Below are 19,604 nucleotides of genomic sequence, written 5' to 3' on the forward strand. Positions count from 1 at the left end.
TCATTAAATGTGGGAGCTTTAAAAGCGCTACCGAAATTGGCCAGCAGGCGAATATTCTCAGTGAGCGGATAACCCCAGCCAGCACCGCCGGTCACTCGGCTGCCAAATTGCTGGTTATCATCGTGTCGCAGAGATAGGAGAATGTCATGTTTGACAACAGTTGCCTGATGCTGAGCAAATACACCCCAATTAGTACGCGAGTTGACAGTGAAGGCTTCCGTGCTTTTGACATGATCATTCTGATAATCAGTGCCGACTGTTAACAGTTGGTTCTTGGCTACGGTGAAATCGTTTAATAAAGTAACCGTATCACGTTGGGTGTTAAACCGGCTTTGAAAAGCAGTGCCTAGGAAATTGTCTGAATCGTCCCGGCTGCGGCCAGCAATCAGATTAATGCGCCAGAAATCTACCGGGGAGTACCGTGCTGTGCCGCCAAGAACCTGCTGTGCCAAGACCGCCTTATTGACAAAACTGCCATCAAACTGGGTTTTCCCCGCAGAATGCATAAAACTGGCATCAATTTCCAGTCCATTTTGAAACCGATAACCCGCGCGCATGCTGCCCGCCACATTGCGATAACCATCCCGGTCAGGCTCATTAGTGAAACAACCTGCCGTATCGGAACCGGTACACGCATTGAATCCTTTTGTGCCAATTCCGCTTGCGTTCATATTTAACCAGCCTTGCGTACCCCTTTGCGACAAGCCCACTGAGCCCTCCAGCGTGCCATAGGTGCCGCCGCCAAAACCAAAATTCGGCTTGAGACCGCCACTGTCACCTTTGCGAGTGAAAATATGGATAACACCGCCGATGGCCTCAGAACCATACAAACTGGAGCGTGGCCCACGCACAATCTCGATACGCTCAATCTGTTCAATGGGAATATTCTCAAACGCAGTCGTGCCGGATGTGGCCGAGCCGACCTTGATGTTATCGATCATCACCAGAATATGATCAGATTCTGTGCCACGCATAAAAACTGATGTATTCTTGCCGGCCCCCCCGCTATTGGAAATACTCACGCCGGGTACACCGCGTAACAGATCCTGAATCGACCGTGCCTGCTGACGTTCAATATCTGCACGTGTAATGACTGTCACTGAAGCCAGCGAAGACTCGGCAGTTTGTGCCGTGCGTGTGGCCGTGACAATAACGGGTTTTTCCTGATGTTCTGCAGTGGCTGCAGACAAACCTGTTGCCGTACCAAGTAATAGCACAGCAATTGCCGGTAAACGACATTTTTGCATGATCTGATTCCTTCGCGCACACCCGCGCGTTGATAAATTCAATAAATAAGGAATGCAGAAGGGAGACTTGGAATGGACAAGTGGATCAGCCTGGAAAATAAAAGCTGATCATATTGCCACCGATCGCCCTCCGCGATACCGTAGTAATGGTCACTTCGGGCCGGTCTCCGGACTCATGAGCGGAATAAATCCCAGATCTGCGCCTTCCCGTGTTGCTACACAGTGGCGTAATGCAGATTGTTAACTCAATTACCGTTGCGGGGGCAGTGCTGGCATTGCCTGAATCCAATCAGAACGCACCAGCTTCCCGTTTAACCTTCAAGAAGGAAATTTGAAGGCACCAAAAATGAGGATGTGAACTTACAGGATACGTGACAGGCATGTCAAGGAATTGACGGTTTTCTTGGATTCTATGTTAACCGATCCCCCGCTGCTCATAAAAAGAAGCGGGGGATCGATTGATGGTCATAAAACAGGCCTGCGTGAATGTGTAACTTATACGCTCCTATTTCACAAGCGTTGCCAGTTTTAACTCAAAGGTCAGGGTTGGTGTGTCGGATACCTGCTGAAGCTCGGCTGCATAAGTGGATATTTTACCGTTAGCATCATAAACATTGATAAACGGGAGATTGAGTGTGCTAGTAGCCCGATCGAAGATAGCGCCATCGCCACGGAAACGATCGGCTAATTTTTCAGCTTGAACCAATTCGAACCGCATTGGATCGCTATTTGGAACAAACTGTAAGCGAGCGCGATAAGCACTGCTATTGCCATCAGTAAGCTTGACATCGATGGCAGGTATCTCAAGCATGGCGGAATCAAAACTGGCATTGGGAACCAGTTTGTACACTGCACCGGTGGTTCCAAAAGGAGTACCAGTAGTGTTGCCGAGCACGTACAGTTCGCCATCGCCATCTTGCCCGAAACCAAGTACCCAAAAACCAGGTTGATCGAGTTCGGTCAGATCCAGTTCCAAAATTTCGTTACCATCAGAATAAAAGAGTCGGCCATCACCACTGCCAGTCTTCGCTGTATCCCCAAACACATATTTTCCTTGTAAAGCAGGGAGGGCATTGCCGCGATAGACAAAACCGCCAATGATAGCGATACCCTCATCGTGATCGTACTGCACGATTGGATCGATAAAATCTCCCGCAACCGTGCCGTCGGTGACAAACCCTGAACCGTTACCATTGGGTTCAAAGCGGAAACTGCCTTCTTTCAATCCCCAACCATAATTCCCGCCGGGTTGAACTACGTTCACTTCCTCAATGCTGTTTTGACCCACATCGGCAAGTATCAGCGCGCCAGTTTTGGAATCGAATGAGAAACGGAACGGGTTGCGGAAACCGTAGGCATAGGTTTCAGGCAAAGCCGAACTTAAACCGACAAATGGATTATCATTTGGTATCCCGTATTTTCCATTGCTTGAATTATTTCCTGCCGGATCTATCCTCAGTAAACTACCAAGCGGGTTATTGGGGTTTTGACCATTGCCGTCGTTGCCATGGCCGATCATTGGGCCTTCAATAAAATCCTGACCATCACGATCATCGGCGCCACCACCGTCACCTAATGCGACAAATAACATACCATCCGGACCGAAATTCAGCGCTCCGCCATTGTGGTTAAACTGGGGCTGATCTACCGTCAGTAAAATTCTTTCCTGTTGAATTGACTCAGGAAGGCCATTCAGGCTTGGAGAAATAACGCGGAATTCTTCAATGACGGAGTGATGATTGGCTGTGGCACCAGGGGGAATGGTGGAAAAATCGATGGCATCACTCCCTATTCTTGAATCATAAATATAAAACAAACCATTCTCGACGTACCGGGGATGGAAAGCAAAACCTAGAAAACCCCGCTCATCATAGGATTCGCTGCCAAATGCTCCCAGCAGTACCTGATTGGACGCAGAGAAAGCGAAGAAAATTTCTTTGTTATTTGTAGTCAAATCGATACGCCATATTTTTCGATCCTGATCACTGACATATAAATGGTCTGTCGCACCTGGAATAGGAATCGCCCAGTTGGGTGCAGTAAGACCGGTTGCAATTTGTTTCAATCTTACCCGGATGGAGCCTTTCTGAATCGGGTTTGGAATCGGATCATCCAGGCGGTGTCCTGCAGAATCTACTGATGCGCTTACTGTCGTTGAATGGGTATTAATCTCTGCTGCGTTGACTGCAATACCGAATAGTAATAAGAAGAAGGGCAATGTTAAATAATATAATTTCATTTTGAGACCTCCTGATAGTGAAATTTAATTTCTTAGGTTCAGTTGCTCATTTTTCTGGCAAAAACGAGCTGGAAGTTTCTAATGGTATTCTGTCCGTTGTGTTGTAACAGTGATTTGCAACTCTACTTAGGCTAGTGGAAGATCCACTGATTATTCTTGCAGATTAGCAAAGTATGGCTGATCGGTGAGCCATTGGCAAACGCTACTAATCTCAGATTACATTCAGATGTTACACGTAAATCAGTTTTTCCCACTTTCAGCAATTCGACTTCGACGAACCAGCGCTGACCAGGAAGCAGTGCTCAGTTGTGATGGGAATTTATGCCACTTTGATGTTTTAAGCAGGCCTTTGCGGTAAAGGAATAGTGCACATCACCGGAGAGAAACACTCATCGCTGAATTTCCATGTGCTGGTAAATACCATGTGGTATTCATTCCAAAGAAGCGTAGTAGGAAGCGGATATTTGAAATGTTGTGCAAGCATCTGCGCGAGATATTCCATGAACTTGCATTGCATGACACAAGCCATAAAAAATTACATCAAATAAAATCTATGGTGCTATTATATTAATGCCTATTGTAACAATCCAGGCGCATTATAATCGCTATTAAAGCGATTCAAGTACTTAATATAATTAATTATATTATTTCCCTCGTAAAGAATGTTAATGAGTAAATTTGTTGATTTCTTCTAATTAAATACAGAGGTAACCAAAATGGCAAATATCAATGGTACAAACTTTAATGACAACAACACGTTCAATGGCGGCGCTTTCCGCTTTAGTTTAATCGGCACCGCTGTCGCAGATCTTATCCGCGGCTTCGGAGGTAATGACATCCTGGACGGCAGGGGCGGGGATGATCAACTTTTTGGCGACAGCGGAAATGATCGGCTTATTGGCGGCAGCGGAAATGATAGTCTTTCTGGCGGGGGCGGTAACGACAATCTGCTCGGCGGTTCTGGCTTTGACTTTTTAGATGGCGGCACGGGTGCAGACAGTATGGATGGTGGCAACCAGGATGATACCTATGTTGTCGACAGTGTGGGAGATGTTGCCGCCGAAACCGTAAATACTGTGGCAGGAGGTCTCAACGATTTTGTTTTTTCTACTGCTGCCACACATACCTTAGGTTTTGGCATTGAAGATCTTCAATTGGGTGGCGTTGCCGCAATTAATGGTACCGGTAACAGCAATAACAACGACATTTTTGGAAACAACGCTGCTAATACTTTAAGTGGCGACGCAGGCGATGATACGATTTTTGGCGGCGATGGTAACGATACTATTTTTGGAGGTACTGGAAATGATTATCTCGTCGGCGGTCTGGGCAACGATATCCTCTTTGCCGGTTTAGGCGCTGACGATCGCTATCTGTTCGACACGACACTCGGTGCCACCAATGTGGATCTGATTAACGGCTTCTTTGCTCCTGTGGATACCATTGAGTTGGAGAATTTTATTTTTTCCAATTTTGCTCCAGGCGCTGTTGCAGCGGCTAACTTCCGCGCCAATGCAACCGGCACTGCGGTAGATGCCAATGATTACCTGGTTTATAACACCACGAATGGTGAGTTGTCGTATGACTTTAATGGTGGTTTTGCGGGTGGAGCACAAGTCTTTGTTATCCTTAGCGGTGCCCCTCCTTTATCAGCCGCTGATTTCTTAGTAATTTAAACTAACCCCTCTAAACTCCGTCATTCAAACGAAGAATGGCGGAGTTTTTTGTTTATAAAGTTCGCCCAGAAAATCATACCAAATAGAATCTATGGTGCTATTATATTAATGCCTGTTGTAACAATCCTGGCGCGTAATAATCGCTATTAAAGCGATTCAAGTACTTAATATAATTAATTTATTATTTTACTTGCAAAGAATATTAATGAATAAATTTGTTGATTTCTTCTAATTAAATACAGAGATAACCAAAATGGCAATTATCGATGGTACAAACTTTAATGACAACAACACTTTCAATGGCGGTGCTTTTCGCTTTAGTTTAATCGGCACCCCTGTTGTCGACGTTATCAGCGGCCTCGGAGGTAATGACATCCTGGACGGCAGGGGCGGAAATGACCTCCTTTTTGGCGGTAGCGGAAATGATCAACTTATTGGCGGCAGCGGAAATGATAATCTTTTTGGCGATAGCGGTAACGACAATCTGCTCGGCGGTTCTGGCGCTGACACTTTAGATGGCGGCACGGGTGCAGACAGTATGGATGGCGGCAACCAGAGCGATTTCTATATTGTCGACAGTTTGGGAGATGTTGCCGCCGAGACCGTGAATACTGTGGAAGGAGGTCTCAATGATACTGTTTTTTCTACTGCTGCCACGCATACCTTAGGCTTTGGCATTGAAGACCTTCAATTGGGTGGCGTTGCCGCAATCAATGGTACCGGTAACAGCAATAACAACGACATTTTTGGAAACAACGCTGCTAATACTTTAAGTGGCGACGCAGGCGATGATACGATTTTTGGCGGCGATGGTAACGATACTATTTTTGGAGGTACTGGAAATGATTATCTCGTCGGCGGTCTGGGCAACGATATCCTCTTTGCCGGTTTAGGCGCTGACGATCGCTATCTGTTCGACACGCCACTCGGTGCCACCAACGTGGATCTGATTAATGGCTTCTTTGCTCCTGCGGATACCATTGAGTTGGAGAGTTTTATTTTTTTCAATTTTGCTCCAGGCGCTGTTGCTGCGGCTAACTTCCGTGCCAATGCAACCGGCACTGCGGTAGATGCCAATGACTACCTGGTTTATAACACCACGAATGGTGAGTTGTCGTATGATTCTAATGGCGGTTTCGCCGGTGGAGCACAAGTCTTTGTTATCCTTAGCGGTGCCCCTCCTTTATCAGCCGCTGATTTCTTAGTAATTTAAACTAACCCCTCTAAACTCCGTCATCCAAACGAATGGCGGCGGAGTTTTTTTGTTTCTAGCAGGCTGTTGAAAAACGTATTCGAGGCAGCCGATGCAAGGGAAAAACAGGTGAAAAAGCGCAGTTTATGCTTAATTAATGATGGAACAGTGTGCCGCGCGGGGCTTCGATGACGCCGATGCCTTGCGGCTGATGCTCACCTTTCTCAACCATCAATTCTGTGCCGGTGATGTCCGCATCGTGCAGCAGGGCGTGAATTGATTCAGTACAGTGTAGTAGTTCAATCATGCGCGCCGAGTGATATGCCAGCGTGTCATGCACTAATCCACCCTGACCAAATGCCTTGAAACGCTGTCGTGCCATTTCTGCCACAGGTGTTGAAATTGTGTCGCAATTATTGATGCGCGCCAACGGACCAACGCGATACCAGCCTTGTTCGATCCCTAATGCCGAGAGATAGGGAAATTTCATGTAACTCCACGGACGCACCTCTTCCCGCAGCATCTGTTGGTAATCGCAGTAATCAAACTGATCAAAAATAGGGGCGCCATCGGCATAACGCGCGCGCAATCCGCCGTGATAGAACTCTAGTTCACCGTTTGCTCCGGTCATGCTGAGATAATTGCTGTGCAGGGTGCCAAAATCGCGGTGCTCCAGGTGCGCGGTGTGGATTTGCTCATTCAGCGCCAGCGCTTCCTGGCTCCACTGCAGGATATTATCAATGTCGGCGAGCAGCGCATCACGTTGAGAAATTGTCAGCGGTTTGTTCATACCGCCGGGCACGGTGCCGGTGCCGTGAATGCGCTTGCCGGTGATCGCTTCGATGATTTGTTGACCGAATTTGCGCAGCTTGACGCCTTTTAGTGCGATTTCCGGGTATTGCTCCAAAACACCTGCAATATTGCGCTGCAACGGATCACTGCCGAAGCCGAACAGGAAATCCGGGGAAGAAAGATGGAAAAAATGCAACGCGTGCGACTGCAGAATCTGGCCGAAATGCAACAAACGGCGCAGCTTGGTTGCGGTTGGCGTGAGTTGCCGCACACCAACGATTTGATCAACCGCTTTCGCCGCCGCCAATTGATGACTGACCGGGCAAATGCCGCACAGCCGTTGCACGAAAAACGGCACTTCCCAGTACGGACGGCCTTGGATGAATTTCTCAAAGCCGCGAAATTCGACGATATGCAACCGCGCTTCGATGATGTGATTGTTGTCGTCCAGCAGTAATGTGATTTTGCCATGCCCCTCGACTCGGGTAATCGGATCAATGGCAATACGCCGGGTGGCAAGTGGTGATGGATGATCGGGTTCCATAAATAGTTTAGCCGTAGAGAGTTTGAAAAATACTTGTCGACGATATTCTGGAATCTACACAAAGCAATATATCAACCCGTACATAATAACTATTTTTCTGCAGCTCCATAAGCTGTATAGTCCATATTGGTGTTTTTCCAATGCGGACTATACAACTCGGGAAAACCCTTGGGATTTTCGCTATACGAATCAAGATCATCGTCCCAAGAGGTGAAGTACTTGGGATTCGGATTAAAGCAGTGCCAACTTCATATCTTCGTGTAACTTGCTCTTAACATAATTTTTGATTTTATATACATCACCATGACGACCAACAGTACTAGAGAAATAACTATTACCACAGAGTTCCCCGGCCAAAATTGTAACGTAGTAGCTGAGGACAGATTGCATCAGAAAAAATACATGATCCTTGCCGGATCCTATCTCCAGAAGTTTCAGCGGATAACGCTTTCCCAGCTCAAGATAAACGTTTCGTAGCGTCTAGCCAGTTGTATTATCATATACCATACGTCGATATTTTGCGGCAAACACCAGTACAGTTACGCCATTTTTATAAAGCTTGCTCACGCGAATATTTTACGTAGCAAAGGATGGAGAGTTGGATTCAATTGGATTGAATTAATCCTCCAATTTCTGGGTGATTCTAATGGTATACGTAAAAATTGTCTTATTCAGGATAGGCAGTTAAAAATTTAATGTTGGCATTAATAAAAAAAAATAAATTTGCATCAGTGGCATTTCAAGTCGCGGGGATTGTTTTATTGACGACAGGTTATTTTATAACCGGAAAATTGGGTTTAATTTTTCCCTATATGGGATCGAGCATCACCTTGTTCTGGCCTCCAACCGGAATCGCCCTAGCGACACTCATGATCTGGGGATTTTGGTGCTGGCCTGGTATTTTTCTTGGTGCATTTGCAATCAATCTAACCACTGGTGACCTCACGCTACCCACTGCTAGTCTCATTGCATTAGGTAATACCTTCGGGCCAATCTTGGCTGCAATATTACTCAAGCAAGTAGCAGGGTTCCACAATGATTTTGCTCGTAGCCGCGACATATTGGCTTTTGTCATAATCGTGCCAAGTAGCATGTTACTGCCCTCTAGTTTTGGTGTGCTGGCTTTGTTTACCAGCGGCAATTTGACTGCGGATCAAATACAACAAGGCTGGCTGGGTTGGTGGTTTGGCGATATCGTGGGCATACTGATTTTTTCTCCGTTACTGATGGTATGGGCCGCTCATTATAAAGATACAACTATTTACAGTGAAGCTTCAAAGGTCGAATCCGTCTTGGTCATCACTATCTGTGCAGTTATTGCGTGGGCTGTATTTGGAAGTGGACTGGCAATCGGAGCACTTAAGCTATCATTGGCTTTTCTAGTGCTTCCTCCATTGATTTGGGCAAGTTTGCGTTTAGGTGTATTAGAGAGTTTGCTAGCAGCTGCGGTTATTTCCATGATAGCAGCTTGGGGTACTGCCCAAGGCTTAGGCCCCTTTGCAAAAGGATCTTCTTCGCTAGATCACTTAATTTTGTGTGTTTTTGTTGCCACTAATTCTCTGATCTCCTGTGCGATCATCGGTATCCAGACCGCGCGCAGGAGTGCTGATCGGGAGCTGCGTGAGAGTGAATCTCGTCTGCGCCTGGCGCTAACAGCATCAAAACAGGGTCTTTGGGATCTTAACGTACAAACAGGTGAAGTATTAGTAAGCCCAGAATATGCACTGATGCTTGGCTATGCCTCTGATACATTTGTAGAAAACAGCAATAAATGGCGAGATCGATTGCATCCGGATGATCGTGAGGAGGTGTATCGAATTTATCAGGAATACGTCAACGGTTTGCGCGAACACTACGAAGTTGAATTTCGGCAACTTACCCAGCAAGGCACCTGGAAATGGATATTGTCGCTCGGAAAATTGGTGGAATATGATGAGCAAAAGCGCCCGTTGCGCATGCTGGGTACACACACCGATATTGAGGAACGTAAAGCCAGGGAAATAGCTTTAAAAGAAAGCGAGGAGGCTCTGAGCCACTCTCTGGAAGAATTAAAGATATCTGAAAATCATCAACGCGAACTACGCGTTTTGGCGGAGCGCGAACAAAGCCGCATGGGTGCACTGCTTGCAGCTATGAATATTGGTATTTTGTTTGAAGATAACGATCATCGGGTGGAATACGTAAATCCTGCTTTTCTAAGAATGTGGTTAGTCAACGAGCATGACGATCTAACAGGCATGCCTACGAAAACGGTGCTGGAACGATCCACGGAATGCTTCTCACAGCCGGTTCATGCCTCCAAATATGTCCTTAATGTCAAGGATACTCATGAAATTAGCGAACGCTTCGAATTAGAACTAAGCGACGGCCGTATGCTTACCCAACTGTCCTATCCTGTCGAAGATGCGGAGGGTAGGATACTGGGTCGATTATGGATTTATGAGGACATTACTCAAGAACGCCAAACTGCTCAACAACTGTTGTATTTAGCCGAACGTGATCCTTTAACCGGACTTTATAACCGGAATCGTTTTCAAGAGCAACTCGAATCTTTGATCGCAAGCTGCCTGCGCAACAAAGGTAAATTTGCGTTGCTGTATTTTGATCTGGATGATTTTAAATATGTCAACGACACTTTCGGTCATAGCGCAGGTGATACGGTATTAGTTAGGGCTGCTGGAGAAATATCCAGCATAGTCCGGCAAATCGAGATTTTCGCTCGTTTGGGTGGTGACGAGTTTGCCATACTAAGTATTATTCTGCCAGACGAAGATATCAGCGCTTTACCCTCTCGTATCGTCACCGCCATTTCAGCAATTCCATTGCGCTTTCACGGCACCAACATTCGTTTGACTAGCAGCTTGGGTGTGGCAATCTTTCCAGAGCACGGCGAAACAACAGAAGATTTGATAGCGCACGCAGATACTGCCATGTATCAGGCCAAAACTCAGGGCAAAAATACTTGGGCAATCTATGATTCGTTACGCGATGACTCGGAGGCTATGTTACAAAGAATGACGTGGCGTAACCGGATTACCCAGGCATTGGAACAAGATCTGTTCGAACTGCATTTTCAAGGCATCTATGCGACTAGTGATAGAAAGCTTAGTCATGTTGAAGTACTGATCAGAATGCGCGATCTGGAGCAACCGGGTCACTTGATCATGCCGGGTCAATTCATCCCGATCGCTGAGAAAAGTGGTCAAATTTTGGATATTGATCGTTGGGTCATGAAACAGAGCATCGAGAGGCTGGTCAATGACCTTAATTTACCGCCACTGGCGATCAATATTTCTGGACGAACATTCGATGAACCTTCATTACCAATTTATATCCGAAATTTATTGATGGAACAAAATGTCGAGCCAAGTCGCTTGATTATTGAATTGACGGAAACAGCTGCCGTTTCTGACATTCAAGATGCACAGCGTTTTATCGAATCCATCCATCAAACAGGTTGTAAAGTCTGTTTGGATGATTTTGGCAGCGGCTTCTCTACCTTTGGCTATCTTAAGTATTTAGGGGTAGAGATTCTGAAGATAGATGGTCTATTTATCAGAGACTTGAAAAATAATCGCGATAACCAAGTTTTTGTTAAAGCGATAGTGGATGTGGCGCACGGCTTAGGAAAAATAACCGTGGCGGAATACGTTGAGGATGAAGACACCTTTGAAATGGTCAAAAATTTGGGTATTGATTTTGCACAGGGCTATAACTTTGGCAGACCCAGTAAAATTCTACCCAAATAAACCAACCCTATTCAAAAAACGGAAAATAACTCGGAGAAATTAAATCATCTGTATTTTGGCGGTATCCGTGTTTAAATGTGTATTGCAACCTGCGAAACTGAATTACTTCCTCAATATGCTGGGTGTAATTTTTTTATACCGGCCAATTCTGCAATCGTCCGGGCGAATAGGTTCAAACGGTTGATTGCTGGTTTCAGTAAGTCTGCAAAATCTGGAAAAAATGTAGAAACGGCGCAATTTGGCCGTGACTAGTTTGAGTTGCCGGACATCTACCAGTTGATTCACGGCTTCAGTTGACGCCAACTGGTAATTTAACGGGCAGATCCCGCGCAAACACTGCACAAAAAAGCGGTACTCTCAATAAAGCGGCCATGATAAATTTCTCGAAACCACGAAACGCGATGAAATGCTATCGTGCTTCCCGGATAGGGTTGCCTGTATTCAATAGCAAAGTAATTTTATCGTGCTCCTCGACATGGGTAATTGGAGCAATGGCAATACGCCGGGGGGCAAGCAGTGATGGTTTATCCGATTCCATTGATTTTTGATTTAGTCGTAATGCAAATGGAGTTTGGAAAATACTGGTTTTTGCCCAGCCAGTAACGGTTCCAGGATTTGCAGAAACTCATCTGCGGAGGGCGGGCAGCCGGGCAGAAAATAATCGATGCGCACGACTTCGCTGATGGGATATACCTTATCCAGCAACAGCGGCAACTCAATATCACCGGGAATCTGCGGATTCATGACGCCGGTGCCTGTGAGATACACTTCCTGCAAGCAATCCTGCAAATCGAAATAATAGCGCATCGCGGGCACGCCGCCATTAATGGCGCAAGCGCCGACAGCAATGAGTGTTTTGCAATTGGCGCGGAATTCGCGCAACACATGCACGTTTTCCGCGTTGCATACGCCGCCCTCAATCAAACCAATGTCGCAAGAACCGCAGTGTTTGATGTCGGTGAACGGCGAGCGGTCAAACTCGACGTGTTTGAGCAAACTGACCAAGCGTTCATCCATATCGAGAAAAGACATGTGACAGCCGAAGCAACCGGCGAGCGACGTGGTGGCAATTTTGATTTTGGGTATTATCATCATTCTTCTTCGCGGCAGAAAGTGTTCATCCAGCATGACCAAATAATAGCACGGCATCAAACAGTTCAGTCTTGTACATGGGGCACCGCTCTTGGTGGTTTAAGAAGTTGTAAGGGATCTGGAAGGATCTAATTCAATAGATCAATAATTTTTAAGCATTTTATGCAGTTGTTCAAGGCCTGGCCCAGGAAGTCGATACTTTGAGCTCGGAATGAGCTTGCCTGAATCGATTGTCAGAGTGTTTGACAATCCATTTATTGCTTTCAAATTTAAAAATCTGATTCCAATTATCAACGGAAAGAGTAATTAATATAATTACGTTTCCATCGAGAATTGGAATGCCATCAAATTTTTATTCTTTATTTGGGGTTATTGTTCGAAAGAGCAAGGATTCTTGATTCTGGACCTGGCACTTACTTGCTTCGTGCACCTTGCGCTTCATCACATTCATCGAATTGATCAGCATTTCCCGAGTAACCCGATACCATTGGTAATGTGGGTGGTGATTGACTCTTAACGGAAGAAATCTCGGAGATTTGTCCTGGATTTTTCCGTTAAGCAATGGTTTTGTGGCGCTTCACTCTGCAAAATACAATCGTAGGCACTGCAGTGACTGTATACTGCAACTCATCCAACACATACCCATCGCCATCAACGAAATCATCGAAAGTGATGCGTGCCATACCGGGGAAGTTGAGGCTGATAAATTCATCAGATGAAGTGACAGAACCGAGCAGGTTGTTCGTCGCATCAAACGCTTGTACATAAATCGTATCAATTTCAGATGTGTAAACACCACTGATCCAGTTGTGGAAAGTGAGGCTGTTGGTTTCCTAGAATCACGAATATAAATTATCGACAATCTCTTCAATCAGTGACCTGCTCCCTAAGCAGAGCTCTTTTACCTTTTGTTAAATCGTAAGGATTCCGCCCGGACATGATTTTGCCTGTTCCAGACGCGCCAGCGTCGGTAGCAGATTGAGTCCGGTGTTTTCCTTCAATTTGAGTATTTGTACTTTCAGTTCATCCAGTGGAATTCTAATTTTCTCTCCGGTCGTGGCCATTGCAATGACGTTGCCTTTGTCGCAGGACGGGAAAGCCAGTGCGCGCTCGTCGAACGATGTTTTAATGCGTTCCAGACTGGCTTGATGCCCGCGGCTGCGTCCCAGCAGGTTCACCGCAAGGATGCCGTTATTGTTCAAGCGCGTGCGGCACATCTGGTAAAACGGCAGCATATCCAGTTCACCGGGACGCGCATCAGCATCGTAGCCATCCACCAGAATCAAATCGTAAGTTTTGTCGTGTTCGACGATATACTCTGAGCCGTCTGCGATTACGATATTCAGCCGTAGCGGGTCTTCCGGCAGTTTGAAAAATTGCCTCGCTGCCGCCACCACGCGCGGTTCAATCTCAACCACGGTCAATTTCGCTAGCGGATAGTAGCGATAAAGGAATTTGGTTAGCGATGCCGCACCCAAACCGATCAGCAGTACTTTGCGCGGAAAGCGCGCATCGTCCCTCAGCAACAGGCTTGACATCATTTCCCGGGTGTAGTCGAGTTCCAGATGCCATGGGCGCCCGATGCGCATTGCGCCCTGTATCCAGTCAGAGCCAAAATGCAATGTGCGTACACCAGCTTTTTCGCAGATATCGATAGAAAAACTCATTGTGTTTTTGGTGTGGAGGAGTGGTGCAACACTGGCACGCTTTCTGCGTTGTACACGCCGCTCTCAATCAAGCCGAAATCGAACGGGCAGCAGTGTTTAATGTCGATCAACGGCGGGCGGATCAACTCAACGTGTTCTAGCAGACCGGCCAGATGTTCGTCTGTGTCGAGAAAAGACATGTAGCAGCCAAAACATCCACTGAATGGCGTGGGGAAGATTTTAGGTTTAATCATCATTTTTCTTCGCGATTTTTTCGTGCAAATCAATTTCCAGAAGGGTGTGCCGATTATAAATGCGTTACCGATAATTACAGAAATGGATTGAATTAATGCGGTAAAACCTAGAGTGTCTTGTTTCCCATAGGGATCAAGACAAAATAAGTGGTTTTATATAGGGAATTCGTTTTAAATAGAAATTTTCTATGTGTTAGACTTCAGTTTACTAGATAGGATGGTTAAAAAACAATGAATTAAGTATTTTCCGTGAAGGTTACGGCGCTGAATTTTGAATGATTCTTTTATGAGGTGATTTTATGTTTAAACGAGCTTTAATAACTGCCGCCATATTTACCGCATCAGCATCTTCTGTTTTTGCTACAACCACAATTGGTGGTGCAACATTGATTGATACCGTTACAGTGAATAGCGGCAAGGTGTCACCAACCGCTTATCTTAGTTATTCGAGTGGTGGTAATGGCGCCACCGGCTGGGCGGATGGATCAACTTGGGGCGGCGATGGTTTTACGCCTGCCGCCGCCATGAGCACGGCAGACCATCATTGGCTCCAGTATGATCCGGCCATCGTGGTGTATAGCGCCACCGCACTGAGTTCTGTCCTCGCCATTCCGGCAATCGACCATGGCTGGGCTGCCGGCAACACCGGTGATGAGCCTTGGGAAGCTTTTGAATTTCGCATTTTTGGCTCTAATTCTACAGGCGCATTGCTCGAAGAAGGGCATATCACCCATGTGTGGGTGAAAGGTGTAGATGATTCCAGTGCCTTGAAGAATGCTGACGACTGGACGTCACAATGGTCTTTCACGGGTTCCTATAATTACTTCACGGTCGTATCCGGAGACCGTCTGGTTGGCGGTTTTTACTCTCCTGGCGAAGGCGAGATCGATGCCATAGCAGCCATTCCGGAACCAGAAACCTACGCGATGTTGTTAGCTGGCCTTGGTTTGTTGGGGTTTGCTGCACAACGAAAGAAACTGCAAGAAACAGCCTAATTTCTAGGAAGAACGTTACTGACCCCGCTGCGGCGGGGTTTTTTGTGCGCATTTGATTTTCAAGCCAACAATGCCGCGACAATACCGGTGATGAAAATCCCATCAAAAGTACCTGCGCCGCCGATGGATGCATACGGCGTGCCGAGCCGGGAAATATCTTTCATATGCAGCAGATCAGCACCGATCAATACCCCCAATGTGCCGCTGATATAAGCGAGCGGTGCGCTGTGTTCCGGGCTAAGTATTAGACCAACCAGCGCCGCACTGACAGGCGCGACCAGTATCGGCATGCCAATGCCTAGCCCCTGAATCGGGCGGCTGAAAAAATAGCTGATCATGGTGATAAGTGCAATTCCCAGCAATGTGGAAGACAGGCTCAATGGGCTATTGGAAAACAAATAAAGCGACAATGCTGCCGGTATCAGGCAACCGCCAAGATTAATGGAAATCTGTGTTTCGTTGTGAAATGGGCGCACTGGCACTCTGAGCAATCCCAGAAATGCCGGTTGCGTGAATTCCCGTATGGGTACCTGGCTTTTAATCCGCGTCACCGGCAAATTAATGACACTGCCCAGCAAGGAAAGAGACAGCACCACCAATCCCAATGCCGGCGGCAAACCCAGTTTCGCAAAAGCAAATGACAGCAACTCCACTTGAATCAGCGCCATCATGACGCCTAGCAGAAGAACGAAAAATATCAGATGACCGGGGGAGAAATAATTTTTCATCGTAGTATGGTAGGGGGGGGCTACTCTTGGTGATACTGTGATTTGTGATATCCTTTCCAATAAAACAACATCACTATAATGACAAATCAGGAAAATTTTTTATGAAAAAATCGATAAAACAATTCATTCTTTCGACCTGCACGGTTATCTTGATGAGTAATGCAAATTTCTTGTCGGCCGATATTACCACCGATACTGAAAAGCTACTGAATTGGGCTGAAAATACTTATCCGGATTTTTTCCCGAATCATCAGGTGACACAAAGCATTGAGCCTTGGCTATACCGGTTTTACCCAGACAAGGGCATTTATGCTGGGGTGAATAAGAATGATAATAGTGTTTATGTGTTGGGTGGGCCGTATGGGACTGTACCAACAAGGATTGCAGGATTGTCGGAATTGATAGCGGGGATCATTGATACCGGTGGGAGTAGCAGCATTCCTGCTTGCGATACAGCCGATGCACCTGCTGGAATGTCATTTTCGCAAAGCGGTAATGTTGTCAATGTCACGACGGGTGGAACTTGTATACCGCTCCCTGCCAACAATAATTTTTGCTCGACACCGAGACAGTCGACACCAACAGGTATTTCGGTAATAACTAGTACCACAGTTATCTCAGCGCCGATTAACGGGATTAGCATCGATATCCCTGGCATTCCCAATCCATTTCAATCAGCTACCGAAGCGTTTGCAAATAGCAAACATTGCACCATCCATGTTCCGGCCAATGACGCCAATTTGATAATCAATACCAATGTATGTTTCGACATCACATCGGCACTGAGTGGAATTACAGATGTGCCCGGAGTAACCATCACACCTCCGGTAACATTCGCGCTAAATAGCACGACCACCAACCAGGTCGTGTCGGATTGTTTTGCCACCGATGCTAATACGATCTACAACGCAGTTACTAATGAGTCTTGGAGTAATATCGATGGCCGTTTTGTAAACCTAGGTTCAAAGCGATAGCCGTTTACAAGAAACTGATTGCAGTAGCGATCACTGCAATATAAATTAATCATTTAAGTGCATGACGCTGTGTTGTGCACTTAAAGCAATATAGGCGTACTATTTTCACTTTTTTACAGCTGCTAAACTTTGTTTTTAAGCAACTATCAAATTATATGGTTAGTAAAAAGCTGTCAGGTCTAGAATCACGAATTCTTACTCTTTATTCTTGCGCACAATAGCCCTAATTGTTGTTGGATGCAATTGATAGCACATAACCAGTGTCAATTACGACGTGCCGGGTCACAAATCCAAAACAAGTAACGCCCTCATCATCAGGTCGTAAAAAAATTCATCGGTTATATTCTTAATTCGTTCTTAATTCGCGACCTGACCCCTTGTTTTCCCAACTAAAGAATCACCAACAGACAATTCCCATCTGTCGAGCCATACATTCACGTTTCGGCGAACTAACTGGATGGCAAGGTGATCGACAAACAGCTTATCTTTGTGTGAGTAGCTAATAAAGATTGGCATTGGAAGTGATTATGTAAATTGGAGTCTCTTGAGGGCTAACGTTTGAATTCAGCGGCCGCCGAAGGCGGTCCGCTGGAATGATTTGTTAGCCCTCACGCACGCAGTCCTCAGCGTACTTTGGTGCGCCAACGCCACGGAAGCCGGTCGTGACGTCGGATTTACATGCGGGGCAAACCATATGAACCCAACCGTCCTTGGTAAGCGGATTAAGGATGACGCGCTTTCTGTTGTGAAAGCAGTTCGTGCATAAAAAGTGGGGTTCCTCTCCGTTCGCATGCTCCTTCTTAAGAGCATAAACCTGCGCCGGACCACGCCATGGGTTTGCCAAGCCATATCGCTGTTCTTGCTGAACCCAATCTTCGAAGTTCTTTAGCTGTGACTCCAATTCTCGTACACGCTCCTGAAGTGAGAACTGCGCATTTGTTGCCTCCAAAGCGCTGCTTTGCGCAGCAAGTAAGGCTCTCTGAATGTCGATAACCTTGCTCTGAACCTCGGCTGTTGTCTTGAGATCAAAGAGCGCCTTTGATATGTCCGTGGCAGCCTTTAGGCTGCCCATCATGGCTTGTACGGCTGTGATATCCATCAGGTTTCTTCCTAAAGGGCTAACGTAATATATAAGACATTTTGTCCAATAATCCTGTCGATAATGTCGTGTAATCACAGTGAATATTATCTATCATCATGTTTTTAATATCAATTGATAAATTGAATAAGACAGTTCATAGAAGCAAATACGATCGATTAAGAATTTACTCGATTCGATCCGTGAGAAAAAATTGCGAGCACAATCGTCTAAGCATGGAAAAACTAATATTTCATAGGGTAACACTCTATTATTTTTGATGACAAGATTTCTTCGGCGGATGTGCAGTCATTGGGGTTGCTGTTCTAACAATCGAAGCAAACAAACTGTTTCTGGAATTAGCAACAATGCTACTACCTTTCCACCAACACCGTCTCGGTTACCATAATCGCATCATCCCTTCGATACTGCAGTTCCACTTTCTCTCCCGCTTTGAGCGTTCGCAGGATATTAGCATACGATGCCAAATCACTAATCGGCTGCCCAGCCAGTTGAATCAAAATGTCGCCCGGTTGTAGTCCCGCTTGTTGCGCCGGGGAACCGGGGATGACGCTGTCCACGCGTACGCCTTCTCCTGGGTAGGAGAAATCCGGTACGGTGCCGAGGCTGGCTGTGCGTTTTTCTTTGGTTTTTGCTTCTGCGGGTTCGGCTTGCGTGGTTTGCGATGGCAATGTGACAGTCAGCGGTTCGATGCGATTGGCCAGGTATTCGGTGGCTTCTTTGAGGATGGCCGCGACTTTGACCAATCCGGCGGAGTCGATTTTGTCCACGGTGTCGCCGGGGGCGTGGTAGTCCTCGTGCGCGCTGGCGAAGAATTGCACGGCGGGCACGCCGGCTTGGATGAAAGCGGCTTGATCGCTGGAACCGAAGTCATCTTGCACGGCGTTGACGGGAATACCGGTGACAAAGCCTGCGCCACGGGAAACATGCACCAGTTCACGCGCGGTGCCGGTGCCGAACACGGTGACCGGATTGTTCCCCAGCCGCCCGACGGTATCCAAATTCAGCATCGCGATGATTTTGTCGGTTGGATAATTTTTGGTATTGCGGATGTAATGCTTGGAGCCGAGAAAATCCGCTTCCTCTCCGGTGAAAGCGACAAAAATAATGGTGCGTTCCGGCTGCCATTTCGGCACAATCTGGCGGGCGAGTTCCAGCATTACGGCGATGCCGCTGGCATTGTCATCCGCACCGTAATGAATTTTCCCTTGATGCGCGGCACGCACGTCCGGCCAGCCCATGCCAAGATGGTCGTAATGCGCGCCGATGATCAGGCTTTGCCCGGCGAGTTGCGGGTTGGTGCCCGGCAAAATGCCGATCACATTGCGTAGTGTGATATTTCCTTTCGGTACGCCGACATCTTGCTGCCAAATCTGG

General features: G+C 46.6%; 17 protein-coding genes and 1 riboswitch. Of the genes, 5 read left to right on the top strand and 12 right to left on the bottom strand.

Going from position 1 to position 19,604, the window contains the following annotated elements; all coding sequences use genetic code 11:
- Together K2P83_RS08410 and K2P83_RS08415 are read right to left on the bottom strand one after the other, a co-directional pair.
- Positions 1 to 1,247 (bottom strand): TonB-dependent receptor (locus K2P83_RS08410; RefSeq protein WP_292928187.1); only part of this gene is annotated, 1,247 nt, incomplete at its 3' end.
- A 140-nt stretch (positions 1,248 to 1,387) separates the two neighbouring features.
- Positions 1,388 to 1,607: riboswitch (cobalamin riboswitch) on the bottom strand.
- Positions 1,608 to 1,752: 145 nt separating this feature from the next.
- A complete protein-coding gene (locus K2P83_RS08415) occupies positions 1,753 to 3,486 on the bottom strand; it encodes a PQQ-dependent sugar dehydrogenase (RefSeq protein ID WP_292928189.1) in 1,734 nt (577 codons plus the stop codon).
- A 716-nt stretch (positions 3,487 to 4,202) separates the two neighbouring features.
- On the opposite strand from K2P83_RS08415, the gene K2P83_RS08420 reads away from it, so the two are divergent.
- Entirely contained in the window at positions 4,203 to 5,162 is a 960-nt protein-coding gene (locus K2P83_RS08420) for a calcium-binding protein (RefSeq protein ID WP_292928191.1), read from the top strand.
- 253 nt (positions 5,163 to 5,415) lie between these two features.
- The gene (locus K2P83_RS08425) at positions 5,416 to 6,375 is read left to right on the top strand and encodes a calcium-binding protein (protein ID WP_292928193.1); all 960 of its coding nucleotides are present in this window, start codon (positions 5,416 to 5,418) and stop codon (positions 6,373 to 6,375) included.
- A 133-nt stretch (positions 6,376 to 6,508) separates the two neighbouring features.
- Here K2P83_RS08425 and K2P83_RS08430 read toward each other — a convergent pair whose 3' ends face one another.
- On the bottom strand, positions 6,509 to 7,690 hold the full coding sequence (locus K2P83_RS08430; protein ID WP_292928195.1) for a Ni/Fe hydrogenase subunit alpha: 1,182 nt from the start codon (positions 7,688 to 7,690) through the stop codon (positions 6,509 to 6,511).
- Positions 7,691 to 8,421: 731 nt separating this feature from the next.
- Here K2P83_RS08430 and K2P83_RS08435 point away from each other — a divergent pair.
- The gene (locus tag K2P83_RS08435) at positions 8,422 to 11,439 is read left to right on the top strand and encodes an EAL domain-containing protein (RefSeq protein ID WP_292928197.1); all 3,018 of its coding nucleotides are present in this window, start codon (positions 8,422 to 8,424) and stop codon (positions 11,437 to 11,439) included.
- Positions 11,440 to 11,848: 409 nt separating this feature from the next.
- Here the strand turns inward: K2P83_RS08435 and K2P83_RS08440 are convergent, their stop codons facing one another.
- The 5 genes from K2P83_RS08440 to K2P83_RS08460 form a co-directional block, all read right to left on the bottom strand.
- Positions 11,849 to 11,977 (bottom strand): hypothetical protein, encoded by a 129-nt coding sequence (locus tag K2P83_RS08440; RefSeq protein WP_292928199.1) that lies wholly within the window; start codon positions 11,975 to 11,977, stop codon positions 11,849 to 11,851.
- 11 nt (positions 11,978 to 11,988) lie between these two features.
- Positions 11,989 to 12,531, bottom strand: a complete 543-nt coding sequence (locus K2P83_RS08445) for an NADP oxidoreductase (protein ID WP_292928217.1) — start codon at positions 12,529 to 12,531, stop codon at positions 11,989 to 11,991.
- Positions 12,532 to 13,085: 554 nt separating this feature from the next.
- Positions 13,086 to 13,214: a hypothetical protein gene (locus K2P83_RS08450; RefSeq protein ID WP_292928201.1), complete on the bottom strand. Its 129-nt coding sequence runs from the start codon at positions 13,212 to 13,214 to the stop codon at positions 13,086 to 13,088.
- A 228-nt stretch (positions 13,215 to 13,442) separates the two neighbouring features.
- Positions 13,443 to 14,198, bottom strand: a complete 756-nt coding sequence (locus K2P83_RS08455) for a fused MFS/spermidine synthase (protein ID WP_292928203.1) — start codon at positions 14,196 to 14,198, stop codon at positions 13,443 to 13,445.
- On the bottom strand, positions 14,195 to 14,434 hold the full coding sequence (locus K2P83_RS08460) for a hypothetical protein (RefSeq protein WP_292928205.1): 240 nt from the start codon (positions 14,432 to 14,434) through the stop codon (positions 14,195 to 14,197). Before K2P83_RS08460 ends, K2P83_RS08455 begins: the two co-directional genes overlap by 4 nt.
- Positions 14,435 to 14,730: 296 nt before the next feature.
- On the opposite strand from K2P83_RS08460, the gene K2P83_RS08465 reads away from it, so the two are divergent.
- Positions 14,731 to 15,426, top strand: a complete 696-nt coding sequence (locus K2P83_RS08465) for an FxDxF family PEP-CTERM protein (RefSeq protein ID WP_292928207.1) — start codon at positions 14,731 to 14,733, stop codon at positions 15,424 to 15,426.
- Between the two features lie 59 nt (positions 15,427 to 15,485).
- Here the strand turns inward: K2P83_RS08465 and K2P83_RS08470 are convergent, their stop codons facing one another.
- Positions 15,486 to 16,154, bottom strand: coding sequence for a DUF1614 domain-containing protein (locus K2P83_RS08470; protein WP_292928209.1), 669 nt, complete (start codon positions 16,152 to 16,154; stop codon positions 15,486 to 15,488).
- Positions 16,155 to 16,255: 101 nt separating this feature from the next.
- On the opposite strand from K2P83_RS08470, the gene K2P83_RS08475 reads away from it, so the two are divergent.
- Entirely contained in the window at positions 16,256 to 17,128 is an 873-nt protein-coding gene (locus K2P83_RS08475; protein ID WP_292928211.1) for a hypothetical protein, read from the top strand.
- Positions 17,129 to 17,485: 357 nt separating this feature from the next.
- Here K2P83_RS08475 and K2P83_RS14325 read toward each other — a convergent pair whose 3' ends face one another.
- From K2P83_RS14325 to K2P83_RS08485, 3 genes are all read right to left on the bottom strand, one after another.
- Complete coding sequence (locus tag K2P83_RS14325; protein WP_363279469.1) at positions 17,486 to 17,644, bottom strand: toll/interleukin-1 receptor domain-containing protein; 159 nt, start codon at positions 17,642 to 17,644, stop codon at positions 17,486 to 17,488.
- A gap of 85 nt (positions 17,645 to 17,729) precedes the next feature.
- On the bottom strand, positions 17,730 to 18,227 hold the full coding sequence (locus K2P83_RS08480) for a hypothetical protein (protein ID WP_292928213.1): 498 nt from the start codon (positions 18,225 to 18,227) through the stop codon (positions 17,730 to 17,732).
- A 353-nt stretch (positions 18,228 to 18,580) separates the two neighbouring features.
- The coding region (locus tag K2P83_RS08485) for a M20/M25/M40 family metallo-hydrolase (RefSeq protein WP_292928215.1) at positions 18,581 to 19,604 on the bottom strand (1,024 nt) is incomplete at its 5' end.

The organism is Nitrosomonas sp., assembly GCF_019752415.1.
Taxonomy (GTDB): domain Bacteria; phylum Pseudomonadota; class Gammaproteobacteria; order Burkholderiales; family Nitrosomonadaceae; genus Nitrosomonas.

Coding starts and splice junctions, on each gene's coding strand:
- K2P83_RS08420 (WP_292928191.1), top strand. CDS start 4,203: ATGGCAAATATCAATGGTACAAACTTTAATGACAACAACACGTTCAAT.
- K2P83_RS08475 (WP_292928211.1), top strand. CDS start 16,256: ATGAAAAAATCGATAAAACAATTCATTCTTTCGACCTGCACGGTTATC.
- K2P83_RS08415 (WP_292928189.1), bottom strand. CDS start 3,486: ATGAAATTATATTATTTAACATTGCCCTTCTTCTTATTACTATTCGGT.
- K2P83_RS08480 (WP_292928213.1), bottom strand. CDS start 18,227: ATGGATATCACAGCCGTACAAGCCATGATGGGCAGCCTAAAGGCTGCC.
- K2P83_RS08425 (WP_292928193.1), top strand. CDS start 5,416: ATGGCAATTATCGATGGTACAAACTTTAATGACAACAACACTTTCAAT.
- K2P83_RS08445 (WP_292928217.1), bottom strand. CDS start 12,531: ATGATAATACCCAAAATCAAAATTGCCACCACGTCGCTCGCCGGTTGC.
- K2P83_RS08430 (WP_292928195.1), bottom strand. CDS start 7,690: ATGGAACCCGATCATCCATCACCACTTGCCACCCGGCGTATTGCCATT.
- K2P83_RS08450 (WP_292928201.1), bottom strand. CDS start 13,214: ATGGCACGCATCACTTTCGATGATTTCGTTGATGGCGATGGGTATGTG.
- K2P83_RS08455 (WP_292928203.1), bottom strand. CDS start 14,198: ATGAGTTTTTCTATCGATATCTGCGAAAAAGCTGGTGTACGCACATTG.
- K2P83_RS08465 (WP_292928207.1), top strand. CDS start 14,731: ATGTTTAAACGAGCTTTAATAACTGCCGCCATATTTACCGCATCAGCA.
- K2P83_RS08470 (WP_292928209.1), bottom strand. CDS start 16,154: ATGAAAAATTATTTCTCCCCCGGTCATCTGATATTTTTCGTTCTTCTG.
- K2P83_RS14325 (WP_363279469.1), bottom strand. CDS start 17,644: ATGCCAATCTTTATTAGCTACTCACACAAAGATAAGCTGTTTGTCGAT.
- K2P83_RS08440 (WP_292928199.1), bottom strand. CDS start 11,977: ATGGAATCGGATAAACCATCACTGCTTGCCCCCCGGCGTATTGCCATT.
- K2P83_RS08460 (WP_292928205.1), bottom strand. CDS start 14,434: ATGATGATTAAACCTAAAATCTTCCCCACGCCATTCAGTGGATGTTTT.